The organism is Novosphingobium piscinae, from assembly GCF_014230355.1.
GTDB lineage: Bacteria > Pseudomonadota > Alphaproteobacteria > Sphingomonadales > Sphingomonadaceae > Novosphingobium > Novosphingobium piscinae.
The window spans coordinates 124,764-150,194 of the sequence record NZ_JACLAX010000007.1 but is presented as its reverse complement, the minus strand read 5'-3'; the positions used below and the strand labels follow the sequence as shown (position 1 = coordinate 150,194).

The 25,431-nt window shown below is 62.1% G+C and carries 18 protein-coding genes; 1 reads left to right on the top strand and 17 read right to left on the bottom strand.

The window, feature by feature from the left end; genetic code table 11:
• Positions 1-105 precede the first annotated feature (105 nt).
• The 6 genes from H7F53_RS09160 to H7F53_RS09135 are packed head-to-tail and all read right to left on the bottom strand — an operon-like array spanning position 106 to position 6,724.
• Complete coding sequence (locus tag H7F53_RS09160) at positions 106-873, bottom strand: NUDIX hydrolase (protein ID WP_185679224.1); 768 nt, start codon at positions 871-873, stop codon at positions 106-108.
• Between the two features lie 12 nt (positions 874-885).
• Complete coding sequence (locus tag H7F53_RS09155) at positions 886-1,899, bottom strand: aldo/keto reductase (protein ID WP_281384769.1); 1,014 nt, start codon at positions 1,897-1,899, stop codon at positions 886-888.
• Positions 1,899-2,366, bottom strand: coding sequence for an acyl-CoA thioesterase (locus H7F53_RS09150; RefSeq protein WP_343061997.1), 468 nt, complete (start codon positions 2,364-2,366; stop codon positions 1,899-1,901). The genes H7F53_RS09155 and H7F53_RS09150 overlap by 1 nt, the downstream gene beginning before the upstream one ends.
• Positions 2,363-4,363 (bottom strand): 3-hydroxyacyl-CoA dehydrogenase NAD-binding domain-containing protein, encoded by a 2,001-nt coding sequence (locus H7F53_RS09145; protein WP_185679168.1) that lies wholly within the window; start codon positions 4,361-4,363, stop codon positions 2,363-2,365. The genes H7F53_RS09150 and H7F53_RS09145 overlap by 4 nt, the downstream gene beginning before the upstream one ends.
• A complete protein-coding gene (gene paaZ, locus H7F53_RS09140; RefSeq protein ID WP_185679167.1) occupies positions 4,363-5,967 on the bottom strand; it encodes a phenylacetic acid degradation bifunctional protein PaaZ in 1,605 nt (534 codons plus the stop codon). The genes H7F53_RS09145 and paaZ overlap by 1 nt, the downstream gene beginning before the upstream one ends.
• Positions 5,930-6,724 (bottom strand): enoyl-CoA hydratase-related protein, encoded by a 795-nt coding sequence (locus H7F53_RS09135; protein WP_185679166.1) that lies wholly within the window; start codon positions 6,722-6,724, stop codon positions 5,930-5,932. The genes paaZ and H7F53_RS09135 overlap by 38 nt, the downstream gene beginning before the upstream one ends.
• 137 nt (positions 6,725-6,861) lie before the next feature.
• On the opposite strand from H7F53_RS09135, the gene pcaF reads away from it, so the two are divergent.
• Positions 6,862-8,064 carry a 3-oxoadipyl-CoA thiolase gene (gene pcaF, locus H7F53_RS09130; RefSeq protein ID WP_185679165.1) on the top strand — a complete coding sequence of 401 codons (1,203 nt, stop codon included), beginning with the start codon at positions 6,862-6,864 and terminating at the stop codon, positions 8,062-8,064.
• Positions 8,065-8,073: 9 nt separating this feature from the next.
• Here the strand turns inward: pcaF and H7F53_RS09125 are convergent, their stop codons facing one another.
• The 11 genes from H7F53_RS09125 to H7F53_RS09075 form a co-directional block, all read right to left on the bottom strand.
• Positions 8,074-8,553, bottom strand: a complete 480-nt coding sequence (locus H7F53_RS09125) for a 4-hydroxylaminobenzoate lyase (protein ID WP_185679164.1) — start codon at positions 8,551-8,553, stop codon at positions 8,074-8,076.
• A 128-nt stretch (positions 8,554-8,681) separates the two neighbouring features.
• On the bottom strand, positions 8,682-10,250 hold the full coding sequence (locus H7F53_RS09120) for a benzoate-CoA ligase family protein (protein WP_185679163.1): 1,569 nt from the start codon (positions 10,248-10,250) through the stop codon (positions 8,682-8,684).
• Between the two features lie 111 nt (positions 10,251-10,361).
• Complete coding sequence (gene boxC, locus H7F53_RS09115; RefSeq protein WP_185679162.1) at positions 10,362-12,035, bottom strand: 2,3-epoxybenzoyl-CoA dihydrolase; 1,674 nt, start codon at positions 12,033-12,035, stop codon at positions 10,362-10,364.
• A gap of 71 nt (positions 12,036-12,106) precedes the next feature.
• Positions 12,107-12,970, bottom strand: a complete 864-nt coding sequence (locus H7F53_RS09110) for a shikimate kinase (protein WP_185679161.1) — start codon at positions 12,968-12,970, stop codon at positions 12,107-12,109.
• A gap of 120 nt (positions 12,971-13,090) precedes the next feature.
• The gene (gene boxA, locus H7F53_RS09105) at positions 13,091-14,359 is read right to left on the bottom strand and encodes a benzoyl-CoA 2,3-epoxidase subunit BoxA (RefSeq protein WP_185679160.1); all 1,269 of its coding nucleotides are present in this window, start codon (positions 14,357-14,359) and stop codon (positions 13,091-13,093) included.
• 85 nt (positions 14,360-14,444) lie between these two features.
• Positions 14,445-15,938, bottom strand: a complete 1,494-nt coding sequence (gene boxB / locus H7F53_RS09100; protein ID WP_185679159.1) for a benzoyl-CoA 2,3-epoxidase subunit BoxB — start codon at positions 15,936-15,938, stop codon at positions 14,445-14,447.
• A gap of 360 nt (positions 15,939-16,298) precedes the next feature.
• The gene (locus tag H7F53_RS09095) at positions 16,299-19,061 is read right to left on the bottom strand and encodes a TonB-dependent receptor plug domain-containing protein (protein WP_185679158.1); all 2,763 of its coding nucleotides are present in this window, start codon (positions 19,059-19,061) and stop codon (positions 16,299-16,301) included.
• Positions 19,062-19,382: 321 nt separating this feature from the next.
• Complete coding sequence (locus tag H7F53_RS09090) at positions 19,383-20,867, bottom strand: amidohydrolase family protein (RefSeq protein WP_185679157.1); 1,485 nt, start codon at positions 20,865-20,867, stop codon at positions 19,383-19,385.
• 3 nt (positions 20,868-20,870) lie between these two features.
• Positions 20,871-22,202 (bottom strand): MFS transporter, encoded by a 1,332-nt coding sequence (locus tag H7F53_RS09085; RefSeq protein WP_185679156.1) that lies wholly within the window; start codon positions 22,200-22,202, stop codon positions 20,871-20,873.
• A gap of 33 nt (positions 22,203-22,235) precedes the next feature.
• Complete coding sequence (locus H7F53_RS09080; RefSeq protein WP_185679155.1) at positions 22,236-23,729, bottom strand: M81 family metallopeptidase; 1,494 nt, start codon at positions 23,727-23,729, stop codon at positions 22,236-22,238.
• Between the two features lie 48 nt (positions 23,730-23,777).
• Positions 23,778-25,295, bottom strand: coding sequence for an FG-GAP repeat domain-containing protein (locus tag H7F53_RS09075; protein WP_185679154.1), 1,518 nt, complete (start codon positions 25,293-25,295; stop codon positions 23,778-23,780).
• Between the last annotated feature and the right edge of the window lie 136 nt (positions 25,296-25,431).

Genomic DNA, 25,431 nt, shown 5'->3' with positions numbered 1-25,431 from the left:
TATGTCGTAAAATTATTTCTATTAAATTTCAATTTAGCATATTTTTTAATTTTATATAATCATTTCAATTATTTGAAATCATAATATACTGAAAAGAATTCTATTTTATCTCAATTTTATTTGAGACAATGGGGCTATGTTTATCGGATATCCTGAATCTCTGGGGATAACCAGCATATCTTGTCCGTTTACATTTCTAATTTTTGGGCGGATGATTTGCGCTGGAGTGGCAATGGCGTGTCTAAAGGCTTCATTGACATCAGCGAACAGCGCCAGACGCTCAAGATTGCGCCGAGTGGGATAGATCGCCTGGATCTTGCCAGTTGCGATACCATCCAGTGCTGATTGGGCCGAGATCCAGAATAGCTGAGTATTCTCTTCTCGGTCCGGCTCAAGGTCGATCGCCCCTGAACCTATGTCTGAAAGGTAGAACCGAGTGTCGAAGATCCGACCAGGTTTGAAGTCTGGTAGCCAGCGCGCGAAGGCAGTGAGCTTGTCGAGTTCAAGACTCCAGCCAAATCGGTCCAGCACGGGCGCCATGTCCTCGTCCCTGGCCAGCATGGCACGAGCTGCTTTTGCCTGTTCTGCCGTGGGGCGAGGGTAGGCACACAAAAGGAGGCCAGTTTCCTCAAGCGTCTCCCGTACGGCTGCAATCCGCGCGCCCTGCTCGGCATCGCCACTCGCAAGGGCAAGATCGGCAGGAGTGACCTTACCGCCCGGAAAGACGACGGCACTGGCGGCAAACGAGAGGGACTTCGAACGTTTCACCATCAACAGCTCGGGCAACTCGCCTGGTTGATGGCGGAATACAATGACGCTGGCTGCTTCCACGATAGACTGGGCGGGTGCTTCGGCGGAGGGCATGGGCAGCATCACCTATGGGTTTCAATTTCGCGGAAAGAGCGGTGAGACGAAACGGTCCGGAGCACCGAGGGCGAGCCTTCGCAAATAGCTCGACTGGATCAGTCGCTCCGGAAACAAGGCGGCAGGTGGTGCAATGGCATCGCACGCGGCGAGGGCATCGGCCGAAGGAGGGCTCACCAGGTCATCAAGTGTGGCGATCAATTGACCGGCTGTGCGAGCGCCGATGATCGGAAAACAGGATGCGCGTGTAGAGTGGGTCAACCAGCTCAACGCCAGGGCACGTGCGCTGATCTGCTCGCGATCCGCCAGTTCCCCAAGGCGAGTTGCAACTTGCGTGATTTGCGCAGGGATCGACGAAACCTTGCGTCGCTGAGGGCTTTCGCCCCGTGCCAAGGCCCCTGCGGCTAGCGGGCCCCAGCAAAACACCCCCAGATCACAGGCTGCAGCGAGGGGCAGCAGCTCGTGCTCGACATCGCGAACGGCCACGCTGTATTCCATCTGCAGCGCAGCGACCGGCACGATACGGGTAAGCTCGGCCATGGTCACGGCGCGGCTCGCGACCCAGGCAGGGGTGTCGGAAAGGCCGAAGTACAGGATCTTGCCGGCGCGGCAGAGATCATCAGCGGCCCGCAGGATCTCGTCGAGGGGCGTCGTGCAATCCCAGAAATGGAGCCACAGCAGATCGATGCGGTCGGTGCCGAGCCGGGTTAGGCTGGCCTCAACCGACCCCACCATCGACCGCCGGCTGTTGCCTCCGGCCAGGGGGTGAGCCAATGCCGACGCGGTGTATTTGGTAGACAGGACCAGTTCGTCGCGCCGTCCATGCGCGAACCGCCCAACAATCTCCTCGCTGGTCCCTCCGGCATAGTTAGGCGCCGTGTCGATGGTCGTCCCGCCGCGTTCGACATAGGCGGCCATGATCGCCTCGGCTTCGTCAGCCGTGGTGCCCCAGGCCTTTGCTTCGCCGAAGGTCATGGTGCCCAAGGCAATTGCGCTGCTGCGCAGGCCACTGCGCCCCACCAACCGAATTGGCATCATAGCCCTGGTTCCTTTTCGCTTCCCTCGTCCGGGGATCCCCCCGGGACGCCGGCTGCCAGGCCGGCTTCGATCCGCGGGCGAACGTGTTCGGGCCAGGGCATGGACGTCATCCTCGTCAGATCGGTACAGACCACCACCAGGGTCATCGACAGCCGTTTCTCTCCCCGGCACGAGAACTCAGCCGCGAGCCGACAGCTGCTGCGCCCCAGTGACTGCGGGATGATCCGGACGATCAGGTCGTCGCCAAGCCGGCTCGGAGCCGCGAAGGTTGCGGCGATATCGACGACCGGGATGCCCCACCGCTGCACCACGTGCATGGCGCGATAGTCCACCTCCAGAACATGCTCGCACCAATCCTCGACCGCGGTGTTGAGTATTTCGAAGTACCGGGGATAGAACACGATCCCAGCGGCATCGACGTCGCCGAAGCGAACTTTTACTCTTGTCTCGAAAGGCAGGATCACAGGCTGCGCAGCGCGTCGGACGGGTTGTGACCGAGCACTTCCAGCCGCCGGCAGACTTCGGCAATTCCCACCTGACGGGCATGGTACATGGGCCCACCTGTCCAGGCCGGCCAGCCATAACCGTTCAGCCAGACCACATCGATATCGGATGCACGCATGGCGATCCCCTCGCCCAGCAAGCGCGCGCCCTCATCCACCATCGGCCAGAGCAGCCGGTCCAGTACTTCCTGATCGGACAGTGTCCTGCGGCCAATGCCCTGATCGGCGGCGAACCGGGCGATGATCGCTTCGGCTTCGGGCGATGACACCGGCCTGCGATTCTCATCATAGTCGAAAAAGCCCTTGCCGGCCTTCTGCCCGCGCCGGCCGGCCTCGTTCAGGCATTCCCGGATGGTCGACCCGGTCGACGTTTCGGCTGACCAGCCCAGATCGAGCCCGGCCAGATCGGCAACCCTGAAGGGACCCATTGGAAAGCCGAAGTCTTCCAAAACGCGATCGACCTGTTCGGGCGATGCCCCTTCAACCACCATCGCTTCGGCCTCACGCCGCCGGATGGCCAGCATCCGGTTGCCGATAAAGCCCCAGGCATTGCCCGATACCACAGCAACCTTGTGGATCCGCTTGGCCAAGGCCAATGCCGTCGCCAGCACATCGGGAGCGGTCTGGGCACCCCGAACGACCTCCAGCAGCTTCATGATGTTGGCCGGGGAGAAGAAGTGCAGCCCGACAACGTCGGCCGGCCGCGAGGTAGCCGCTGCGATCTCATCCAAATCGAGGTAGGACGTGTTGCTGGCCAGCACGGCACCCGGCCGCATCGTCTTGTCCAGCTGGGCGAAGATCGCCTGCTTCACGGCCATCGTCTCGAATGCGGCCTCAATCGCCAAGTCAGCTCCGGCCAAGGCATCAAGGTCAAGCGTGGTGGTGAACGCCGACAGGACCTCGTCAGCCCGGTCGCGACTCAACCTGCCAGAGCGAACATTGCCTTCGATCGTGGCCCGGACCCGTGTGGCACCACGTTCGAGAGCGGCAGTATCCCGCTCATAGAGGACCACATTCAAGCCTGCGGACAGCAGGGCGATAGCGATGCCGCTGCCCATCGTGCCGGCGCCGATAACACCCACCTGCGCGATGCTGCGCGGTTCGACGCCGTCCAGCCCGGGGACCTTAGCCGCTTCACGCTCAGCGAAGAACACGTGGCGCATGGCCTCGTTCTGTGGGCCTTCGCGCAGCTTGAGGAAAATCTCGCGCTCACGCTTTGCCCCCTCGGCAAAGGGCAGCTCGGTGGCGGCGCGGATCGAGGCGATGATGGCGGGAGGCGCATCGAACCCGCGGAACTTGCGGGCATGCTTCAACGCGAATGCTTCGTAGACGGTCTCGGGAACCGGTGCCGCCACCCGGTCGCGAGTGCGGCGCGGCGTCTCTCCGATCTTGCCGCGTGCGAAGGCGACAGCCGTCTCTACCAGATCGCCCGGGGCCACCAGGTCAACCAGGCCTATGGCCGCAGCCTCTTCGGCCCCGACCGGATCGCCCAGAGCGATGATCTCAAGCGCCTTCTCGACCCCGACCAGCCGGGGCAGATGCTGAGTGCCGCGCGCACCTGGCATCAAGGCCAGTTTCACTTCGGGCAGGCCGAGCCGGCCGCCCGCCGCGACCACACGGTAGTGGCAGGCCATCGCGATTTCCAGTCCGCCGCCCAACGCGTTGCCGTGAATCGCAGCGACGACCGGCTTGGGACAGGCTTCGATGGCATCGACCACCTCGGTCAGGAACGGGGGAATGGAAGGCTTGCCGAACTCACGCAGATCCGCCCCCGCGAAGAACGTCCGGCCGGCACAGGCCACCACGATCGCGGCCACCGCGTCATCTGCACCCGCCCGCGCCACGCCATCCACCAGGGCGCTGCGGACCGCAGCCGAGATCGCGTTGACCGGGGGATTGTCGAGCATCAGGATGGCGACGCCATCATCGACGCGCCAGGACGAGACCTGCCGCGTCATCACAGCCCCGCCAGCAGATCGAGGGTCGCCGGGGCTGCCTGCAGCGCGGTCCTCTGCAGGTACGGCATCATGCCTATGACTCCGCCCAGCTCGGCTCCGCCGCCGGCCCGGCCCGGTCCGCCATGCTGCAGGTGCGGTAAGGCCGCACCGTGCCCGGTGGCATCGGCGGCGCTGTCGCGATCAACGACCATGATGCGGCCGTGGAAGACCGAAGTTCCAGAAACAAGCGCGGCGACGGCCACCGGATCATGGCTGAAGATCGACATGGCAAGCGAACCGAGACCGCGATTGGCTAGCGCCACCGCGTCGTCCAGATCGCCATATGGCATCAAGGTGGAAACCGGTCCGAATGCCTCGACCGCATGGACCATCTCGGCTGTTGCGGGATTGTCGCAGCGCAACAGTGTCGGCGCGAAGAACGCCCCCTGGCCAAGCGAGCCACCGAGGTCGAGCGCCTCGCCCCCGGTCACCACCTCAGCCTCACCCCTGAGACGGGCGACGTTGTCCGCGACATCGTCGCGCTGTGGCAAACCGGCAAGCGCGCCCATGCGGGTTGTTTCCTCGCGCGGATCGCCCACGGCCGTCTTGCTCAGGCGGGCGACGATTGCCTGCTGGACCGGTTCGAGCAGCGCTTGCGACACCATGATCCGGCGGATCGCCGTGCACTTTTGACCGGCCTTCTGAGTTATCTCGCGAACGGCCTCCTTCACGAACAAGTCGAACTCGGGGCTCTCAATGCTGACTTCTGGTCCCAGCACAGAGGCGTTGAGACTGTCCTGCTCGGCCGTGAAACGTACCGTATTGGCGATGACATTGGGATTGGCCTTCAGCTTGGCAGCGGTTGCGGCCGAACCGGTAAAGGCGACGCTGTCCTGTCCGCCCAACTGATTGATCAGATCACCGGTCGACCCCAGCAGCAGCTGCACAGCTCCTGGCGGAAGTGCTCCGCTGTCGATCATGATGCGGAAGGCGGCGGCGGTCAGATAGGCGCCGGTCGTGGCTGGCTTAACGATCGCAGGCACCCCCGCAAGCAAGGTCGGCGCCAGCTTTTCGAGCATGCCCCAGACCGGAAAGTTGTAGGCATTGATATGCACGGCGACCCCGCTGAGCGGAGCCAGGATATGCTGGCCGGCGAAGTTGCCCTTCGAGATCGCCTCCCGTCCCCCATCCAGCATGACATGCGTATCCGGCAGCGCCTTGGCCTTCGAGGCGTAGACGAACAGGGTGCCTATCCCGCCATCGATGTCGAAGGCGTTGTCACCGCGCGTTGCTCCGGTCAGGAATGACAGCTGGTAGAGCTCGTCCTTGCGGGCACTCAGCGCATCGGCAAGCGCGCGCAGCATCTTGCCGCGCTGCTGGAAGGTCATGGCGCGGAGCGCGGGGCCACCAACCCGTCGGGCATAGTCCAGCATCACGGTTGGTTCGGCCTCGGCAGGCATCGTAGCGACAATCGAACCATCGATGGCCGACACCAGCTCGGTGCCGCCCCCGGCAGGTAGCCAGACATCTGCTGCATAGCTGGCAAGTGCGATGACGTCGGACATGGCTCTCTTCCTTTTTGGCAAGCTAGGCACGGCTGCGCTTGACGAAACCCAGAACGGCATCGCGATACTCGGCAGTCTGACCGAGCAGGCGCTGGGCATCGCGCTCGGCATCTAGCGCGGCATCCAGCGAGCTCATGGTCGCGGACCGGAGGCCTTGCTTGATCGCGCGCACCGCTGGAGCCGAAAGCGCAGCCAGCCGGGCCGCCAAGGCGGATGCCTCCGACATCAGTTGATCGTCGTCCACGCAGCGCGCCACGAGTCCAATCCGCTCGGCTTCCAGGCCGTTGATCGGGCGTGCGCTGAGTGCGAGATCCATCGCGCGCTGAGGCCCGACCAGTCGCGACAGGGTCCAACTGGTGCCGCAATCAGGCCCCAGTCCGACATTGACGAAGCCAAACTGGAATCTGGCTGATTTGGCCGCGAGCGTGATGTCGCAAGCGATTGCAAGGGCGGCTCCGGCACCGAAGGCGACCCCGCCGACCGCTGCGATAACAGGAATCGGCAGGGCCGAAATTCGGCGGACGAGCGGGTTGTAAAGGGTTTCCAGAGACTCGCCCAGATCGGGCTGGCCGCCGGCCTCGAAGACCCCGGCCCGCTCTCCGAGATCTTGCCCCGTAGAGAATGCCCGCCCCTCTCCTGAAAGCACGAGCACTCGCAGGTCCTTTGTCGCCTCGACCGCATCGAGCTGCGCACGGACTGCCTCGTGCATGGCGCCGTCAAAGGCATTCATTTGCGCATGACGAACCAGTGTCAGGCGGGCGACCGGCCCCTCGATCGAAAGCCTTGCCCGGGCATTCGCGTCCACCACAGTCGCCATGTCCGAATGCCTCCTGCACCGCCCGCGCCTCAGGCTCAATGTGTTATAATGCAGCATATTGCAAGCGTGACACGGCATTGCAAAGCGTCTTCGTGTCATATAGTGCACGTGCCTTAGGCTAGCCAAGCGAGTCCTCCATGCCCGAAGCGTTCCTCTGCGATGCTGTGCGCACCCCCATCGGTCGCTACGGAGGTTCCCTTGCGGGCGTACGGACCGATGATCTGGCTGCGCACGTGCTGCGTGCGCTGGTCGCGCGCAACTCGGCGGTGGACTGGACTGCTGTGGATGATGTGATCTTCGGCTGCGCAAACCAGGCCGGGGAGGACAATCGCAACGTCGCTCGTATGGCTGCCTTGCTGGCACGGCTGCCCGACACTGTCGGCGGATCCACGATCAATCGTCTATGCGGCTCGGGGCTCGATGCTGTGGGCAGCGCGGCCCGGGCGATCCGGGGGGGCGATGCGGAAATGATGATTGCCGGCGGGGTCGAGAGCATGAGCCGCGCCCCTTTCGTCATGGGCAAGGCCGAAAGCGCCTTTTCCCGAAAGGCAGAAATTCACGACACCACGATCGGCTGGCGCTTCGTCAATCCAGCGATGAAGGCAGCCCACGGCGTCGATTCCATGCCCGAAACGGCGGAGAACGTTGCAACCGAGTTCGCTGTGTCACGGGAGGATCAGGATGCCTTCGCTCTGCGCAGCCAAGAGCGCGCGGCAGCCGCACAGGAAAACGGGCGCCTGGCCGCAGAGATCGTCGAGGTGACGATCCCGCAACGCAAGGGTGACCCGCTGATCGTGGCGCGGGACGAACATCCCCGTCGGACCAGCTTGGAATCGCTTGCCGCCCTCAAGCCTGTGGTGCGGCCTGGCGGAACCGTCACTGCGGGCAATGCCAGCGGGGTCAATGACGGCGCAGCCGCGATGATCATCGCGACCGAAAATGCAGCTCGACGCCATGGCTTGATCCCGCGCGCGCGCGTGCTGGGCATGGCCAGTGCCGGGGTGCCTCCTCGGGTTATGGGAATTGGGCCGGTTCCGGCTACTCAGCGTCTGCTCGCTCGCCACGGGCTAAGCACCGACGATCTCTCGGTTATCGAGATCAATGAAGCCTTCGCCGCGCAGGGCCTCGCCGTGCTGCGCGGGCTGGGCATCGCCGACGATGACGCGCGGGTAAACCCCAACGGCGGGGCCATCGCGCTGGGCCATCCGCTGGGGATGTCAGGGGCGCGACTAGCGCTGACCGCGACGGAGGAACTGACGCGCAACGGCGGCCGGTTTGCCCTGACGACGATGTGCGTCGGCGTCGGCCAGGGCATCGCGCTGCTGCTCGAGCGTGTGTGATCCACCCGCTCAGCGGGTGAAGGCAATGGCCCCGTCGGGCAGCAGGTAGAGCACCAGCGCCTTCCCCTGACGTACAGTCGGCGCATGGGCCGAGCCGGGACCATAAACCATCCAGCCGGCTCCCTTGCCGTCGAATTCCGCAGCATCGTCGAGTGGGATAATCAGATCGATCTCGCCCTGCGGATGGGCGTGGTGCGGCCCAACGACATTATCCATCTCCACAACGTCGACAGAGAAGCGGCCAAGCCCAGCCCCGGCCGGAACGCACCGCCCGAACTTGATGCCCCCGGCCTCACGACCGCAGAGCCAGCCCTCGGCCACGCCTTGCCGGCAAAGGGCCTCTGCCTTCGCGAACCATGCGCCGTCCGCCGGTAAGGCGGCCTCGAGACGGGCTTCCAGGCTCTTGTCGAGCATCGCGTCGCCGATCAGCCGCGTAGCTTCGGCAAGATGCTCAACAAAGGTGTCGGGGGTCGACGGCCGTGAGTTCATCGTAGGTCTTCCTTTCGCACTGCACTGTTTTGAAATGCACCAACAAAGGGGGCAGCCCTGGACCGGCAATGGCCTGGCAATCGATCCCGGTCAGGATCGGTGACCACCGGCGCACGGCAAAGAGGGCATCAACCGCTCCGATCCCGCCGCAGACGGAACCGCTGAATCTTGCCGGTCGCGGTCTTGGGCAACTCATCTACAAAGTCGATCCACCGCGGATACTTGAATGGAGCCAGCCGCGCCTTGGCCCAGGCCTGAAGCGTTGCGATCAGCGCTTCGCCCGGCACCGCGCCGTCATGCAGCACCACATAGGCGCGCGGCTTGACCAGATCATCGCCGTCGACATCGCCCACCACCGCTGCTTCCAGCACATCCGGATGCGAGGCCAGCGCTTCCTCCACCTCGATGGGCGAGACATAGATGCCACCGACCTTCAGCATATCGTCGGCCCGTCCGGCGTAGGTCAGCCAACCTTCGGCATCCATCACATAGTTGTCGCCCGTCACGGTCCAGAGCCCCCGAAACGTGCCCACCGACTTCTGCCGGTTACGCCAATAGCCGATCGCCGCCGTTGGTCCCTTGACCTGGAGATTGCCCATCTCGCCGGGCTCGACGGTGCGTTCCTGATCATCAACGAGACGCACCTCGTAACCATCGACCACACGGCCCGTGCACCCCGCTCGCACCTCGCCGTTCCGCTGCGAAACGAAGATGTGCAACATCTCGGTGGAACCCAGCCCATCGATCACGTCGACACCGAAACGATCGCGGAAGGCGTTGCAAAGGTGGACTGGCAGGGCTTCGCCGGCAGAGGTTGCCAGCCGCAGCGAGGGCAACTGTTCCCGGTCCGGACACCCCGGATGGGCCAACCAGTTGGCAAAAAAGGTTGGCACTCCGAACAGGACCGACACGCGATGGACGATGAGTGCCGCGCTGATCTCTGCCGGAAAGGCTCGTTCGCGGACGAGGACCACCGTGGCTCCCGCGGCCAAAGGAAAGATCAGCGAGTTGCCCAAGCCATAGGCAAAGAACTGTTTGGCAATCGACAGAACCACATCATCCGGGCCGATACCCGCCGTGCCGAGCCCATAGAGGTTGGCTACCAGTCGCATCGACGCGTGGATGTGCATCGCGCCCTTGGGACGACCGGTCGAACCCGACGTATAGAGCCAGAACGCCACGTCATCGCGATGCGTTCTGGCGGGGGCGTGCTGCGGCTCGGCGCCGGCCAGCAGCGCCTCGAGGTCAATCCACGGGCCGCCTTCACTGGACACAAACCGGACATGCGGCTCCTCTGCCGCAACCGGCGCCCACTTCTCGGCCAAATCGCCACTGACGAACACCGCCACGGCACCGCTGTTATGCAAGATCCAGCGGTAGTCGTCTGTCGTGAGCAGAGTGTTGAGCGGAACCGGAATGACCCCTGCCCAGATCGCCCCGAGGAACACGCTCGGGAAATCCCGCGTATCGAGCAAGCTCAGGAGCACCCGCTGATCGCGGCGCACCCCTAGCCGGGCAAAAGCATCGGCCATGCGCTGGACCCGGTCGAACAGGATGCCATAGGCGCACGATCCACGGGAATCGACGATCGCAACCTTGTCGGGATGACGCAGGACGTTGGGTTCGAGCAGGTCTTGGGCGGCGTTCAGCGCCTCCGGGAGGCCATCGGCCGTGTGCGCGCTGGCTGTGTTGAGCATACCCCCCCCGCAACCCTCGACGATGCTATTCGCAAGTAAGGCCACTGCCACCGAACAACCCGGCGGGGTCTTCCAAGATTCTCGGAAGACCCCGCTGGGCTGTGGCAGGTATCACACGCGACGCCTGTCGAACTCCGCGCGCTTGCCGGTTCCGAACAGCTTGAGCGCTCCTCCGTCCCCGACAGCGTTGGGGCGGATGAAGATCCAGTTCTGCCAGGCAGAGAGACGGCCAAACACCTTGGACCAGACAGTTTCCTGACCAGCGAAGCGGAGAGAGGCTTCCATCCCTGTGCAGGCATCCGGCGACAAACCGGCCCGCTCGTCCAGCGCCAGCCGGAGCTCATCGTCCCAGTCAATGTCATCAGGCGTGAAGGTCACCAGACCGGCCGCCAGCGCCTCGGCCGAACCGAGGGACTTGCCAATCAGGGCAGCTGCGCGCTCTACTGCCGCAGGATCACCCAGGAATCGAGACTGCAGCCGCCCCAGATCGTTGCACATGGGGAACAGTTCGAAGTTGGCCTGCGAGAGCACAATGCTTGGTCCCTCGCCGTCGACCAGATCCAGCATGTAGCTGCGATCGGCCGCGAAGGCGAGTTCGGCTAGGGTCCCGGCAAAGGCCGAACCCGGTTCGATCACCGCGTACATCGAGCGGGAGGACACATCGAGGCGCGACAAGGTCCGCCGCAGCATCCCGATCACTTCTCGCACGAACCAGTCATCCTGATGCGCCAGGAGGACATTGTCATAGGGCAGAACTTTGGCGCCATCGCCCGTGGCCTTGAGCACCCAGAGCCCCAACTCGGGCTCGTTGGTGCGCAGCAGCAGGATCGCATCATCCAATTGGCGCGCCACGGCAAGCGGCCAGAATTCGACGCCCTGGGCGTGAACGCCGGCGAGGTCGGCCGGCGGAGCATCCATCGGAGCACGCACCGTGATTGTCACGAAGCCGCGCGCACGATCGAAGGTCACGTCGACGTGATCGTAGTGATAGCCATCGGCGTCGATAGCACGGGCCAGCGGAGTCAGCTTCACGCCAGTCGCAGCCTGCGGGCGCTTGCTCTTGGCTGCGAGGGCTGCAGCGCGCTCAGCCACCGCCTCGGTCCAGCGACCCTTGGGAGCGATGTCGTCGACCAGGTTCCAGGCTTTCGCCCGCTCACCACGGACGCCCTCTTCTGAGGTGCAGAAAACGTCAGCCAAGTCCTTGCGAACCTTGCGCTTGTCGACCACTCGGGTCAGCCCGCCGGTGCCGGGCAGCACCGCCAGCAGAGGCACCTCGGGGAGCGAGACCGCCGACGAGCGATCGTCCACCAGCAGGATCTCGTCACAAGCCAGCGCAACCTCATAGCCGCCGCCCGCACATGTGCCATTCACTGCGGCCAGGAACTTGAGGCTGCCGCTTCGCGAGCTGTCTTCCAGACCGTTCCGGGTCTCGTTGGTGAACTTGCAGAAGTTGACCTTCCAGGCGTGGCTGGAAAGGCCAAGCATCGTGATGTTCGCGCCCGCGCAGAAGACCCGGTCGTTCGCGCTTGTCAGCACCACGCAGCCAACTTCGGGATGCTCAAACCGCAAGCGCTGCACGATGTCATGCAGCTCCATGTCGACCCCGAGGTCGTAGCTGTTGAGCTTGAGCTTGTATCCTGGGAGCAGACCACCGTCGGGATCCACATTCATCGCGACCGTGGCAACACGACCCTCAATCGAAACCACCCAGTGACGATAAGACTCCCCTGTCTGATCGTACGTGAAAAACTCCGTTGCCGACTGTTCGGCAAGCTGGGTGGCCATAGATTCGCTCCTCGATCCCGGTGTCGAGACGCATCATATAGCATGTCATTGGAGCAAACAAGCACTATAGTTCATAACAGGGCGCGCACCGCCTTCTCGAGGAGATTCAGTGTCGCGGCAAAATCCTGGGCCGATGTGTCGATCCTCACGTCGGCGCGAGCGTACTCGGCGGACCTCGCCGCCAGGATGGTCTTCAGGTCGTTCATGGCAGCGCGATTGCCAGACATGGGACGAAGATCGCCCTGGTCTACGACCCGTTGCATATGGTCCTCGGGCGTCGCCTCTAGCCAGACTGACCAGGTCGAGCCAAGCAACTGGTCATACAAGGCTGGCGACGAGACAATGGCTCCCGGCGCAGCGATCACTGCAGCTGGATTCCGCTCCAGCAGTTCGTCCAGCACCTCGGCCTCATAGCGTCGCAGTGCTTGCGGCCCGTTGATTTCCATCATGATCCCGATCGATCCGCCGTAACGCCGCTCCACCTCCTTCGAAACTTCGAAGAATGGCAGCTGAAGCCGTTCGGCAAGCGCTAGGCCCAGGCTTGATTTGCCCGCGCCGCGCAGCCCGATGAGCGATATCCGCCCAGCCTTTCGCGCCGGAATGTCCTGGGGTCTCCCCAAGGCCGCCAGTACCTCTTGCGCCCGATCCACAGGCAAGCGGCGCAGCTGCCCCACCAGTTTCGCCGTGACGACATCGCGCTCACCGCCCATGGGGAGGAGTTCAGCAGGAGCAAGATTGAGCGCATCGGCAATTGCGATCAGCATGCCCACGGAAGGGTTGCCTGAACCGCCCTCGAGCGTGGCAAGGTAACGCTCGGACGCGCCAGAGGCAGCGGCCAGTTGCTTGCGAGTCAAACCAACCAGAGCCCTGGCCGAGCGCAGCTGCTGGCCGATCTCCTCGCCGCCCGTAAACCCGTCCGGATTTGTATCTGCCATTGCGTCAGCCTGCGTTATAATTCATGCCCCGGTTGGCATAGGAACTATAGTCGGCAGGAAGAGGCGAAGTCGAGGCGGCGGGTGCCCGGCTCCACAGGCCAGGAACCCGCTCAGTAGGGATCAGTAGGTTTCGAAATGGATCCGCCCCTCATCCCTGAGTGCGGTGCCGAGTGCATCCCAGTCCAGGCCGCTGGCGATCGCGATATCGCGCAACGCGGCGATGACGCCCTCCTCCATGCCGCGCAGTCCGCAGACGAATATCGCCGTATCGGGGGAGCCCAAGAGGGGTGCCAGATCGGCGGCGCGTTCACGCATGACATCCTGAACGTAGCGCTTTGGCTGGCCCGTAACGCGGGAGAATGCGAGGTTGACGTCGAGCAGATCCCTGGGAAGGTTCTTGAGCGGGCCGAAGTAGGGCAGCTCTTCAGGGCTTCTGGCGCCAAAGAACAGCATGAGCTTGCCGCCCTCAAACCGGCCAGACTTGTGCAAGCGCCGACGCCACTCGGTCATCGCCCGCATCGGCGCGCTGCCGGTTCCGGTGCAGATCATCACGATGTTTGATCGAGGGTGGTTCGGCATGAGGAAGGTCGCGCCGAACGGACCGGTAACGCGCACCTTGTCGCCAACTTCCAGGTCGCACATGTAGTTCGAGGCCACACCCCGGACCGGTCGCCCCTGATGATCTTCGAGTACCCGTTTGATCGTCAGCGAAAGGTTGTTGAACCCCGACCGCTCACCTGTTCGGGCAGAGGCAACGGAGTATTGGCGCGCATGATGGGGACGGCCCTTGTCGTCCGCTCCCGGCGGCAGAATGCCGATGGATTGACCCTCGAGAACCGGAAATGGCCGCGCACCAAAGTCCAGCACAACATGGTGCGTATCGTAATCGCTTCCACGATTCGTGACGCGAACGTTGCCGGCGACTGTGGCTTCGATCCAGGGCTCGCGAGCGCGCGGTCCATAGAGGCTCACGTAAGGATGCGCGGCCGACCACGGTGGAACATGCGCATTGAGACGCGTCGTGACAGCTGACGCAGGCGTGGGACCCGCTTCGGCACTGGTTGCCTCGGGCGGTGCTGCCAGCATTTCCTCCGGAACACCCTGACTGGCCAGCAACTCGGGACTCAACTCGGCAGGGAGTTCGGTCCAGCCAAACTGCTGCTCGATCGAATATGCCTGGGAGGACGGCACCAGACGCCAGTTGTCGATCGCACCGGTCGGACAGACCGGCAAACAGCTCATTCCGAAGTCGCAAGCGCCGGCGTTGACAACATAGTTGTTGTCATCATGCGTGATGGCCCCGCTAGGACAAGCCGCTTCGCATGAGTTGCACCGGATGCAGATTTCGGGGTCGATCAAGTGCTGCTTGAGGACTGCCACGTCGCCCATCTTGCCAGTTCCCCTGTGTTCCTGCCTTGGCGAAGTACGGCCCGGACCAACCGTGATCCGGGCCGCGGCTCAGTTACTGGTCCGATCAGACGATCTTCACGTACTCGTAATCGACCGGCTGCTGATTGATCCCCATCCGCGGCGGTGCGATCCAGCTGGCATACGCGCCGGCCTCGTGGCACGGCTTCATCAGCGAGTTCAGGTAAATGAGGTCGTCCTCGGTGGGCAGCCACTGGTCAATGCTGGCCAGCCATGCTTCTTCAGAGACAATTTCGCCGGCCGGCGAAATACGGTGCTCGGCAAATTCGCCGATCCGGCGATTGAAGCCCTTGTGCGGCTGGGTGATCCGGAAATTGATGCCAGCCTTCTCGATCGCCTTGTTCCAGCGATCGATCCCACCTTGGCAATCCTTGATGTAATCGTCGAGCAGACGGGAGTTGATGGCGCGGAGTGCGGGAACCTCTTCTTCGACCAGCTTGCCATCCAGCACCCGGATCACCGGATAAGTTGCATTCTCCAACTGGTGGTCGTCGCCTTCCAGCTTCGCCTCGTTGTAGCGCCCCTTGAGGCCGGCGCTGAATGCGGCTGCGGCGTTGCCGGAGATTTCGCTTCCGAACAGGTCACGCGTGACCGACATGTGGAAGTTGGCCTTGCGTTGCAGCATTGGCAGATCGACCACGCCCAGTGCCCGAATGGCATCGACATCGTAGGGATCGGTGATCCCGGCCTTGTTCATGGCGGCCAAGGTTGCATCGATCGTGCGGCCGACCCCGGTCTCGCCCACGAACATGTGATGGGCTTCCTCGGTCAGCATGAAGCGGCACGTTCTTGACAGAGGATCAAACCCGCTCTCGGCCAGGGCCGCCAACTGCATCTTGCCGTCACGATCGGTGAAGTAGGTGAACATGAAGAACGATAGCCAATCCGGCGTGGCCTCGTTGAAGGCTCCAAGGATCCGGGGGTTGTCCTGATGTCCGCTACGCCGTTCAAGCAGGGCGTGGGCTTCCTCTCGACCATCGCGGCCGAAGTACTTCACCAGCAGGTAAACGATCGCCCAGAGATGCCGACCTTCTTCGACATTGACCTGGAACAGGCTGCGCATGTCGTAGAGCGACGGCGCCGTCTTGCCCAGGTAGCGCTGCTGTTCGACCGATGCCGGTTCGGTGTCAGCCTGCACGACCAGCAGGCGGCGGAGCAGAGACCGGTACTCTGCCGGCACCTCTTGCCAGACCGGCTCACCCTTGTGCTTGCCAAAAGAAATGGTCCGCCCCTCTTGCTTGGGCGCGAGCAGGATGCCCCAGCGATACTCGGGCATCTTCACATAGCCAAACTTGGCCCATCCGGCAGGATCAACTCCAACGGCGGTGCGCAGGTAGACGTCGAGGTCCTGGAACCCGTCGGGGCCCATCTGCTGCCACCAGTCCAGGTAACCCGGATGCCACTTCTCCAAAGCGCGCAGCAACTGGCGGTCGGAGCCAAGATCGACGTTGTTCGGGATTGCATCATCATAGCTGACTTCGACGTAACCGTCTCCCTGAACGGTCTGCGATTCCTCAACCAGCGAGTCTAGTTCTGCCATTGTCAGCTCTCCCGAACAGGCGTTGGACTGCGATATACAGCCTACGAGTCGTGGAGTAACATGCATTATGATGCATGTCCATTGCCTTGTTTGATCGGCTGCCCGAGAGGACATGTCGGTCTGCAAACCAGGCCGACTCGGGCCGAGGCCACTAGCGTGACTTGTGCGGTTGCCTGACATGAACTGCGCCCCTGCTGGGTGCTGATCGCACGCAACAGAGGCGCCATGATCCGGATATCGAGTCCGTCGCGACCTCAACCCGGCCTACCGCGACTATCCCCGACAAAGGCCGCTCAGATGGGAATGACCATCACTCCCGCTTGAGCGGCCCTGCCCGTTCCCTTAAAGATAGCGTGCGCCTTACCGGCGGACGCGGACCCCGACAGTGAACGACCGGCCGAACACGTCGTAGAGCGTCTGGTTGGTCGAAGCCGAGAAGACGAAGGTGGTCGGCACCAGCGGCGGAGCCTTGTTGAAGGCATTGTTGATGACGCCGAACAGCGAGAAGTCACCGAACTTAGACGAGATTTTCCGCTCGGCCGACAGGTTGACCAGGAACTGGCCACCCACGCGGTAATTGTTCAGGCCATCCGCCGGCAGCTGCTTAGTGTAAACACCGCCGCCAACATAGCGACCCTGAATATAGCCACGCCAGGTCGGCGAGTCATAGCTTACCGAATTGGTCACACGCCAGCTCGGGCTCGAACCGAAATCCTGTCCGACGACCCCGGCTTCCTGCGAGGTCAGGATTCCGTCCGTGGTCAGCAGGTTGCGGACGTTGCTGGCGATCGAGCTGAGCGTAAGGCTGCCCTCGCCCACATTCATCCGGTACTGCGCCTCGATGTCGATCCCGCTCGTGCGGATCGAGCTGAGGTTCAGCTGGGTCCGGTTCACGCTGGAGATCGCACCGGCTGCATCGCGGATGACCAGCGAGCAGAGACTGGTGATGTTATTGAGGTAACACCGGTCAATGATCTGCTGCGGCGCAAGCGTGCCGATCGCATCCTGGATCTTGATGTTGTAGTAATCGACCGACAGAGACAGCCCCGGCAGGAAGCGCGGCGTGATCACGGTCCCGTAAGTGAACATCCGCGACTTTTCCGGCACCAGATTGGTGTTGCTGGTCGTCAGTTGCTGCGAGAATGTCTGGATGCCGACGCGCCCGGGCGCACGGTCCACGGCCGTGAAGAACTGAAACGTCGTCGCGGCGAACAGTTCACCCAGGTTGGGCGCACGGATATCGCGCGACATGGTTCCACGGAAGCGGATGTCCTGGGTCGGGGCATAGCTGCCGCCTACCTTCCAGGTCTTGACCGCACCGCTTAAGCTGTAGTCGGTAATGCGCCCGGCGGCATTCAGTTCCAGGCTGTAAGCGAACGGCTGGTCTTTCAGCAGTGGAACCGCCACTTCGGCGAAGCCTTCACGAACCGAAACGCTGCCGCGGATGGGAACAACGTTTGCCGTGTTGAAGCCCAGCGCCGACGAAACGGCATCCGCCGTCCGCACGACCGAGTCACGACGGTATTCGGCGCCGACCACCAAGGTCACTGCGCCTGCCGGGGTGCTGAACAGATCGCCCTGGATCGACGCGTCGACAACATGCTGCTGGATCTTCTGATCAGCAGTTATGCCGTTACCGTTGACATAGGCGATCGCAGCAGCGCTTGGCGAACCCGCGCCAAACAGGTTCAAGGGCACGCAGCCGTTGGTCGGATTGGCCAAGGTGCTGCGGCAGACGATCTGTCCGTTGGCGGGATTGACGACGGCATCCAGTGCGTTGGTCAGGTTGGCTGCGATCTGTACGCCCGTGGTGCGGGTGTTCTGCCGGCTCTGGCCATATTGGTAATAGGCATCCCACTTCCAGCTGCCGCCAAGCGATCCGGTAAGTGCACCCAGCGCGCGGTAGGTTTCAGTCTTCAGAACGGCGTTGAAGAAGCCGAATTCGGGGACGTACCGCCCCATCGTGAAGGACGTCGCGCCTGCCGAAGCCAGCGCTGTGCGGACTGAGGCGGGGAGGAATGCGTTATCGGAACGGATCGTCAGCGAGTTGTTCGGGAACACGAACGAAGGTCCGCCGCCCACGACGCGTGCAAAGGAAAACTCACCCGTCGCCTTCACCGCATCCGAGAATTCGTACTCGGGCTTCATGAAGACCGAGAAGCGCTCAAGCGGATACGCCAGCGGACGCAGCCCGCTGACGTTCACGCCATCGCCGCCTATCATATAGCTGGAACCCACATTGGTCCCATAGTTGAAGGTGCGGGTTCCGCCATTGGGCTGGAACTCGGTCCCGCGCAGCGGACCTGCATTGATCAGGCCGTTGAAGGTAGCGTTCGATGCCCGCACACCAGTGGCAATTACTCGGGTGGTCGAGCCAGTGGCGGTGTAAACCGCCGCATCATTGTACCACGGGCGCGAGTTCTGGAACCGGATACCGTCGGAGTTCGCATACTCGCCGGCGATGCTGAAGTGGCCACGACCGCCGTCAAAACTGCCTCCATAGGCAAGCGAGATCTTCTGTTGAGCGTTGTCGCCGTACTGGCTGATGCCAGCCTGCAGCTCACCCGAGAAGCCGTTGAGGCGTTTGAGCACGATGTTCACCGCACCTGCGACCGCGTCCGAGCCATAAGCCGCAGAAGCGCCACCGGTGACCACATCGGTCCGCCCTACTAGCGAGATCGGGATAAGGTTCAGGTCTACTTGGTTGGCAATGTTGCTCTGCACCACGCGACGGCCGTCGATTAGGACGAGCGTACGCGAAGGTCCAAGCCCTCTCAGGTCAGCGAGGTTGGCTGTCGTGTAGACGCTCGAAGTCGTTGCCGACGGCGTCGCCGAAGGCCGGAATGCGGGAAGCTCGTTGAGCGAGTCGGCAATGTTGACCGAACCTCGCTGCTCGATGGTGGCCTGCCCCAAGACCGTTACAGGCGTTGGAGTCACAAAGCCCGACTTGGCAATGCGCGAACCGGAAACGACAATTTCGGGAGCGGTCGCGTCTTCGGAGGCTGGCGCTACGGGAGCCTCCTGCGCAGACACCGGGGTCGCGGCAAAGGCGAGGCACAGTGCGCTAGTTGCCAGCAGTGCCGGCAGAGCCCCTCGGGTTTGTTTCCTTATGTCGGATTGCATTTGACATCTCCTCCCTATGACCGGCCCAAGCCCTTCGGCCAACCACGGAGGCAAATGCCTCATTATTGTTCATTGATCAATATTTTTCACCGTACGATCTTCGGTATCGCCCAAACATGGCATTTTTGCATCATTTCTGAGGGTCTTAGGCTCATTCCACCTGTTCATCGAACAATCCAATGGCCTGCTGCACACCATGAAGAGCAGCCCGCATGGTCTCACCAACATGAAAACTTGGCGCGGCCCGAGCTGCGATCAGGACCATCCTCTTGTTTGGAAGCGGATCAGCTCTGTTCCGGCTGGCCAGTTCCCAAACTGAGCTTATCGAACTGGGCGCAGTGTTCCCAGGATCGGCCGTCCTGGACGCGTACCACTGACCAACTGACCGTTATCAACAACGACCTGGCCGTTGACGATGACGAACGGAATGCCGAGGGGCGCGACAGCGGGCGTTAGTGCGGTGCCTTGGTCAATGACCTTGTCCGCATCGAAAATGGTGATGTCGGCATCGGCGCCCACTTGCAGGCGTCCCTTGCGCGCCATCGCCGGCGCCATACGTTCCAGACGCTGGGCGGGAAGCAACGCCATACGGCGGATCGCATCCATCAGCGACAGCAGCTTACGTTCACGGACGTAACGGCCAAGAGTTCTGGAGAACGTGCCCGACCCCCGGGGATCACCACTGAGCCCGGGATCCATCCTCACCGCATCGGAAGCGATGATCACACCGGGCTCGGCCATGCCAGCATCCACAGTCCATTCGGGCGTAATGTGTTTTTGGATCCGAGTCTGCGGACGATTGGCTCGCAAATCATCGAACACTTCTTTGGTGAGCCGCTGTCCCGTGCTTGGCAGTTCGAGAGAGCTGTAGTCCGCGTTCCACCGCTTCTGCCAACCGTCGTCGAACAGGCCGGACCCGATAACGCCTGCCGCATCCGCATAGGAAGGGACTTCCACGCTGACATCGAGCCCGCGGGCCTTTGCGTCCCGAATGGCCTCCAGAATGATCGGCGTATCTCCCAGTCCCTTACTGGATACGTGGCAGATGTGCACGCCGGCACCTGTAGCGGCAGCATCTGCCATAACTTCCAGAACAGCATTCAACATGTTGCCACGATCGGCAGACGTAAACTCTCGAGTGTGAACAAAGGCGATAGCCTTGGATCGCCCCGCAGTCTTGAACAGTCGGTAAACCTCGCTCTGGTCAGCTCCACGAATGTACTCGATCCCCAGACCGATACCGATTCCTCCTTCGCTCAGACCCGACTCGATCAGCGTGTTGACTTGAGCCTGCTGCTCTTCCGAGATCGACTGGCGACCAAGCGCTTCCGCGCCCGGGCGGTTGCGACCGCCCTCTGTGCTGCCTGTCTGGACAGCCAAACGCGCGCCAGCGTAGCTAACGGAAGCCCCATAATTCATGTAAGCGCTGCGCGCAAGTTGATCATAATAAGGCTTAAGTGGATATGCGCCACCCTCAAGTTCCAGAGCCGTCGTAACGCCATCACGTACTAGGTAACTCAAAGAATAATCGTCAGTCAGATGAACGTGTATATCGATAAAGCCAGGCGAAACCACATGGCCGGCCGCATTGATGGTTCGTTTTCCACTCAAGCCAGACTTAGCAATGGCAGTAATCTTGCCATTTGTGACGCATAGATCTGTGACCTCATCGCGGCCTGATGCCGGGTCCATCACGCGGCCCTTCGACACCACCAGATCACAGACCGTGTTGGCGAGCGCGGGTTGGGCGTAGAGGATGGATGCCGAAGCCAACAGGCATGCCGCGACGCGATTTTTGAGTGGCATCGATTACACTCCCGATTTGGTGTCCAAATTGCTGCTGAAATAGGCGGGCATCTTGCGAATGACGTAGAAGTAGGCAGCCAACGCCAAAACTGATGCTCCGGCGGAAACGGTTCCCAGCGCGCTCGGCAAAGCCTTCGCCCCAAAGACGTAGGTACTGAAAAATCCAACGAGGGTAGGCCCTGCGCCGGAGCCGACACCGATGTTGATGAACAAGAAAGCCGCAGTCATTCGCCCGCGCAGATTGGCTGGCGTGATGATCTGCAGAAACGTCGGAGATATCATCATCACCAGCGGATGAATCACACCGGCAAGCGCAAGCGTGATCAGGAAAAGAGTCGAAGATGCGACGCCAGATATGCCAAATCCGCAGATCAGCGTCACAACGGCGCAGCCAAGCCCGATGTACAAAATGTGAATCGCCCGATCCCGCGCGATGAGCCAAGAGCTCAGCACCCCGCCAATGAAGCTGCCGGAAATGCCGCAGACCAGCCCGACGACGGCCAGTAGCTTGCTGATCTCTACCTTGTTCCAGCCGAAGGTGCGCTCTAGCGTCGCAGGAACCCAAGCGGAATAGCTGGTGCCGATCAGGACAGACAGCATGACTGCGATGCAAAACATGCCATGGGTGCGCCAGTTGATGGCCAGGAATCGCAGCAACTTGTCTCCGCCATCCTTAGCCGCTGCGGGCCGGGACCGCGCCGGCTCGCTCACCAGCAGCAGGATCGCCGCCAGGACCAATCCCGGCGCACCGGCGATGATGAATAGCGCCCGCCATCCCTGAAGCGTGCCAAGGAACGGCAGCGTGACAGTACCATCGGCACCGGCCTGACTCAGCACGAAACCTGAAAGTCCGGCTGCCCCTGCCGCTGCCAGAGGCGGTCCCAGAGAGTAGATTGCAGATGCTCGGGCGAACTGTGACTTGGCAAAGACGTCGCTCATCATCGAGTAGCTGCCGGGCGTCAGCGCGGCCTCGCCGGCGCCAACGCCCACCCTGCCGATGGCCAGCGTCAGAAAGCTCTGCGCCGCACCGCAGAGCATGGTCATCCCGCTCCACACGAACAGCGCCGCAGCAAGCAGCCGGCGTCGCTGGAAGCGATCAATCGCCCAGCCGAGGGGTAAGCCCGCAACCGCATAAAAAATCGAGAACGCAAAGCCTTGGACCATGCCCAGTTGAAGATCACTGATCCCCAGATCACGCTTGATATCGACCGCGACGAAGGAAATGATGTTCCGGTCGATGACCGACAGGACGTAACAGCCGGTCAGCAGAAGAGTAAGAAGCCAGGCCGACAATGGGGCCTTGCTCGCGCTTTGCACTGTATGCGGTTTCGCCATCGATCCCCCTCCGTTTGGCTGAAATTGAATCTGTCAGGTCGGCAGCTCGACCGCGTCGAGAGGCCAGATCGGACGACGAACGTTGCGGAACGGGAAAACCTTGAAATCGACGGTCACCAGGCCGCCCGTGTCAACAAAGACCAGCTCGCGAGCAATCGGCTCGAAATCAGCGCGGAAATGGTTGATCCCCTTGCAGGCTAGGACATTCACGCCTTCTGGGTCGATGCCGAAGATCCGGTATTGCTCGCGGTCTTCGGGTTGCAGTCGCTTGGAAACGAGGATGATCGTCACATTGCCCCGACGGAGACTGACGCTCGGCCCGAACGCGCCAACCGTCCCCTGCGCATAGGGGCCCTTGCGCAGGTAGTTCCCGTCCGAAATGCATTCGACCCGGCATTCCAACGAGACCGGCCCACCGCCATAGGCTGGGTCTGTGCGGCCGCCGATATCCAAGGCGATCGTCTGTCCGACCCCGGCGGCAACCGCCTGCTCGACCGATATCGGGTCAAAAATGGGCCCGACGACCGAGTTATCAATATCCGCATCCAGCAACAGTTTGAGCAGCGTGGTCCCGTCGCCATGAGCACCCCCCGCCGGACCATCGGTGTAGTCGACCAAGATCAGCGGCCCGGTCTTGGTTGCGGGCTGCCGCGCCCGCGCAATGGCTTGTTCCAGCGGCGTGAACGCGATGCTCACGTAGTCGCGGGTTTTCCAAGCTTCGGCGATTAGCCGGTCGGCGATATCCTGAAAACGGGAGTCCTCGCCATGGCCGGTCACCACCACGGACGGCCCGGCCTCGGCGACGTCACCATAGTAGAACCCGGCATTGATATCGATGTTGAGGACGCCAGCTTCAGTCTGCTCGATCTCGCGAGCCAAACGTTTCAACCGGTTCATTGGACTGTCCGGATCGAGCGTACGACCCATGTCGAGCCCAGCGAGCATCGGCAGCCGCCCGACATAAAGCTGCGGCCGGGTGCGGCCGGCCATCGCATCGTTCAGCAAGCATCCCGCCCGATAGGTGGTTTCCCACTGATCGACATGTGGCGTGGTCCGAAAGCTCGTCGCGATATCGGCAAGATCGGCCATCCGGTCAGTGAAATTGGCGTGGGGATCAAGGGCAATGGCCACGGGCAAGTTCGGGCCAACGACAGAGCGGACCGCAGACAGGATCGCCCCTTCGCAATCGGGTTCGTTGACGGCGAACATGGCGCCATGGAGTGACAACAGCACGCCATCGACCGGACCCGCCTCGCGCAGTTGTTCCGTCATCCTGGCCACCAGCGTGTCCATCGCATCGGCGCTGAGCGGGCCCGAGGGCGTGGCATGGGCCGAGAACGGAAAGCGCAAGTCCCACGAAAAGTCACGCGCTGCCGACAGGATGCCACCTTCGACCGAGCGCGTGTTGATCAGCTCGGGATCAGCTGCGATGCACCCAGGAGTCGCGTTCCTGAAGTTCTCCAGCGGAGTCAGGCGGTTATTAAAGCTGTGGCTTTCGTGCATGATGCCACACGCGAATACGATCATCGTGAATTCCTTGAACAGTCGGAGTCCCGCAGTCAGGCCGGGCCGACGCTAGTTGCTGCGTACGTCAAGCGAGCGCCCTCGAAACTGCGCCGGATTGACGTTTCGGACGATCTTCTCGATGCGGCCGGCGCGGGTCAGGTATGTCACCACGATATCCACCGGCCGGCCCTGCGGAACCGCAAAAAGCACCGGGATATCGTTTTGTGCACCATAACCGCCGCTGGAGTTCATGATGCGGCTACCAAGGATCCGGCCGGCTCTGTCCAGCACCCGGATTTCGGCCCCAGAGCGGGTAGACAGGCCCTTGGCGTCCAGCGCCCGGATGCTCAGTCCGACAGTCTCCGGGTGCGAGGTGTCGTTACGGAACAGCGGGTGGTGGCCATCGGCGTCATAGCCGTTCACCAGAGCGAGGTCGGGATCCCCGTCACCGTCGAAGTCTGCCCATTGCACCCCGTGATCGGCATCGTCGTTGCGAATAAGATCGGGCAGGACGTCTACAAAGCCTGTCGGCGAGTTGCGATAGAGATGATCGCGCGCATGGGGCTGATCCACCCGGAAGCCGGTGACGTAGAAATCGATCCGCCCGTCCATGTCGAAATCGCCCCAGCTGGAGCCGACCTGGTGCTCGTTCAGTGTCAATCCGACCTGCGAGGCGATGTTGACAAGGTGACGACCATCATAGCGATAGAGGACATTGTCGCCGTAGCCGGCCACCAGCAACTCGAATTGGCCATCGTTGTCGTAGTCGCCTAGCGAACACCCGGTCGTACCCTCCTCAAGCGACCTGTTGCCCTGCTCAAGCCCTAGTTCGCGGGCGGAATCGTGGAACTTGCCATTGTCGTTGACGAAGAAACCGTCTTTATCGCCTTCCTGATTGCCGATGAACACATCCAGATCGCCATCGCGATCGAAATCGTACCAGCACGCCGCAACGGTGCGCCGCGGGTCATAGAGCCCCGCCTCCACCGTAACGTTAGTGAAGATGCCGCCATTGTTGCGCAACATCACGTTGGGTGTCTGACGCTGTGTGACGAACAGGTCCAGATCGCCATCCGCATCGTAATCGATCCAGTTCACCTGACGCGTCGTGGCACCGACAACAGCGACTCCAACCTTCTCGGCGACTTCGGTGAAATGGGCACCCGCATTGTTGTGGAACAGCAGGTTACGCGTTGGGATCGGACGATCCGAGGTGCCGACATAAAGGTCGGGGAAGCCGTCGCCGTCATAATCGCCCCAGGCCAGGCTCCGGGCGTTTCCGCTTTTGGTCGGCAACCCCAGAGCGGGCCCAACATTGGTGAACACCCCCTTCTCATTGCGGTAGAGCCGGATCTCGCCCGAGACGAACGACACGGCGAGATCAAGATCGCCGTCTAAGTCGAAGTCTGCCCAGGCGTTCGACAGACCCTTCTGGGCGGCGAATGTCTGAGGCTGGACCGGCGTAAAGACGGGCTGGACCGGGCTATCCGCCGCCACCGCGATCGATACGGACAGGCTGGCAAGCGCAAGAGTGGCGACCGCTCCCAGGGCTTTGGTCAGAATTGCGCACCGAACAGGTGTGGCCATGCCAAATCCCCTTGCCAGTCGCCCGTCCGGCTTGGGCCCTAGGGCACGAAGCGGAGCAGGTTCGATCGAATCAGACGAGCAGTCCGATGTCCTGAAGAACCATGAAATTGTTCGCTGGACAATATAAAAAAGCTTT